We start from the raw sequence: 2593 nt of genomic DNA, 5'->3' as shown, positions 1-2593 counted from the left end.
CAGCAACGGATATGTACACCTTCAGGCCCGACTCCGCAGCCACTGCATAAACCCCTTCTTAACCGGCACCACAGGCGCCTCCTGCGTCAAACTCTGAGCCGCATGCAAGCGGAAATCCAACAAACTTTTCATAGCCTCACTGATGTCATGCCGAGCATCCAGACAAGGCTTCAGATACTCCTTCTCAATCCGATACAACGTACAAAACGTCTTCGCCGAAAAGTCCGCAGGCACACCCTGCTCCGAAAGAATCCCGGCCTCACCAATCACCTCCCCAGGCCCCATCCGCCCGGCTTCAAACTTGTGCCCGGCCTTGGTCAACATCACCGAAATCACCCCGGACTCGATGATAAACAGGTGATCACTCACCTCCCCCGCCGGCAAAATCATCTCCCCGGCGCGAAAGGTCTGCAGCGTCATGTTCTGGCTGAATGTCTCCTTCTCCTCCTGCCTCAACGTCGAGAAAATCGACGAACTCTCCAACAACGCCCGAGCCCGGGAAACCGTCACCGGCGCATTACTCTCGGCAGCCGACAACAAGCTCACCCCCGCCGCCTGCAAATGCCGAAACGCCAAATCATAAAGCTGATTGCGCACCTCACGCTTGAGCGCCATGGCCGGCACAAACCCGCTGATCTCATACTCCACGCCACCACTGGCCGACGTCTTGAACGCCACGCTGGGCGCCGGCTTGGCCAACAACGGCCGACACCCCTGCATCGCCCGCTCCAGCGCATCCAGCACGGTTTGGGGCCGCGCATGGGGGCTGACTTGCAGGCTGACCGCCAAGCCAAACATATCTGCGGGACGTGAGAAGTTGATGATCTTGGCCTTGGCCGCCAACGAGTTGGGCACCACCGCCAGGCTGCCCTGGGAGGTTTGCAGTTGGGTGGCGCGCCAGTCGATGTCGATCACCCGGCCTTCGGTGCCGTCGATGGAGATCCAGTCATCCAGTTGGTAGGGTTTGGTGGTATTGAGCACGATGCCGGAAAACACGTCGCTCAAGGTGCTTTGCAACGCCAGGCCGACGATGATTGCCACCGCGCCGGAAGTGGCCAGCACGCCCTTGACCGGCAGGTCGAGCACGTAGGCCATGGCGGCGATGATCGCGATCAGGAAGATCACCGCGCCCACCAGATCCTGCAACAGCCGCCCGGTGTGGCCGACCCGCTGCATCATCACCGCGCCGAGCAATACCGTGAGGGTGCGCGCCGCAAACAGCCACCAGCCGATCTGGAACGCCGTTGCCGCCAAATGCAGCGCCACGTTGTCGCCGAACGGCGCGACCTGCATCGGGTTCATGCCTTCGTTGAACAGCACGGCGCTGAACACCGCAAAGATCACCAGGCGTGCCGCCAGCTTCCAATTGGCGAAATCGGCAGAGATCAAACGCCATACGGCAATATCGATCAGCACCAGCGCCAAGGCACAGAACATCGGGTGATCGGAGATAAATGAGGGCATTCAGGCGACTCCAGGGCGAATGCCATGAAGATCGCATGAAATGCCTTTGGAGGGTATAGCGCCCTAGCGCTGCATCTGCCCGAATTGCCCGGACTGATAGTCGGCAAACGCCTGGTGGATTTCCTGCTCGGTGTTCATCACGAACGGGCCGTGGCCGACGATAGGTTCGTCGATCGGCTCGCCGCTGAGCAACAGCACCATGGCGTCGTCGCTGGACTCGAGGCGCATTTGCGTGCCATCGCGCTCGAACAGTGCCAACTGCCCTTCCCGCGCCACTTCAGTGCCGTTGATCCGCACCGTGCCGCGCAACACCACCAGCGCGGTGTTGCGCCCGGCGTGCAGGTCCAGCGTCACAGAGCGGCCGGCTTTGAGGCGCATGTCCCACACGTCGATCGGTGTGAAGGTGCGAGCCGGGCCTTTGACCCCGTCGAACTCGCCCGCGATCAAGCGCAGGCTGCCGGCGTGGTCGGCCAGGGGCAGCGTCGGAATATCGCCATCGAGGATGGTCTGGTAACCGGCATCGGTCATTTTGTCCCTGGCCGGCAGGTTGACCCACAACTGGACCATTTCCAGGGCGCCGCCGCTGCGGGCGAACGCCTCGGAGTGAAACTCCTCGTGAATGATGCCCCTGGCGGCTGTCATCCATTGCACATCGCCCGGGCCGATGGTGCCGCCGGCGCCGGTGGAATCGCGGTGCTCGACTTCGCCCTTATAGACGATGGTCACGGTTTCAAAACCGCGATGAGGATGCTGGCCCACGCCACGACGTTGCTCGGTCGGGGTGAACGCCGCAGGACCGGCGTGATCCAGCAACAGGAACGGGCTGATCTGCTTGCCCATGGTGTCGTAGGAAAACAGCGTGCGAACCGGAAAGCCATCGCCGACCCAATGGGCGCGTGGGCTGGTGTAGATGCCGATGATCTTTTTCATATGTGTCTCCAGTAATGGATACACCTTAAATCCGATACCAATTCCGCGCTAGACGGCAAAACCGGCCCTGATCGTCCCACCAGTGGAACAAAGACTCGGGGCTGGATTATTTTATATTTCGACCATAATATGGCGACAAATATTACAAGCGTAATTTTTAGCTCACCCCGCCCCACGGAGCCCGACATGAACCCTCTCC

2 protein-coding genes are annotated in these 2593 nt (G+C 60.6%); both read right to left on the bottom strand.

Going from position 1 to position 2593, the window contains the following annotated elements; all coding sequences use genetic code 11:
• Positions 1 to 21: 21 nt before the first annotated feature.
• Positions 22 to 1464, bottom strand: coding sequence for a mechanosensitive ion channel domain-containing protein (locus HX869_RS27720; protein ID WP_063028913.1), 1443 nt, complete (start codon positions 1462 to 1464; stop codon positions 22 to 24).
• 63 nt (positions 1465 to 1527) lie between these two features.
• Positions 1528 to 2394: a pirin family protein gene (locus HX869_RS27715; RefSeq protein WP_178903964.1), complete on the bottom strand. Its 867-nt coding sequence runs from the start codon at positions 2392 to 2394 to the stop codon at positions 1528 to 1530.
• Positions 2395 to 2593 lie beyond the last annotated feature (199 nt).

The organism is Pseudomonas sp. P7779 (genome assembly GCF_013386315.1).
In the GTDB taxonomy this organism is placed as follows: domain Bacteria; phylum Pseudomonadota; class Gammaproteobacteria; order Pseudomonadales; family Pseudomonadaceae; genus Aquipseudomonas.
This window is presented reverse-complemented; position numbering and strand designations above follow the sequence as displayed.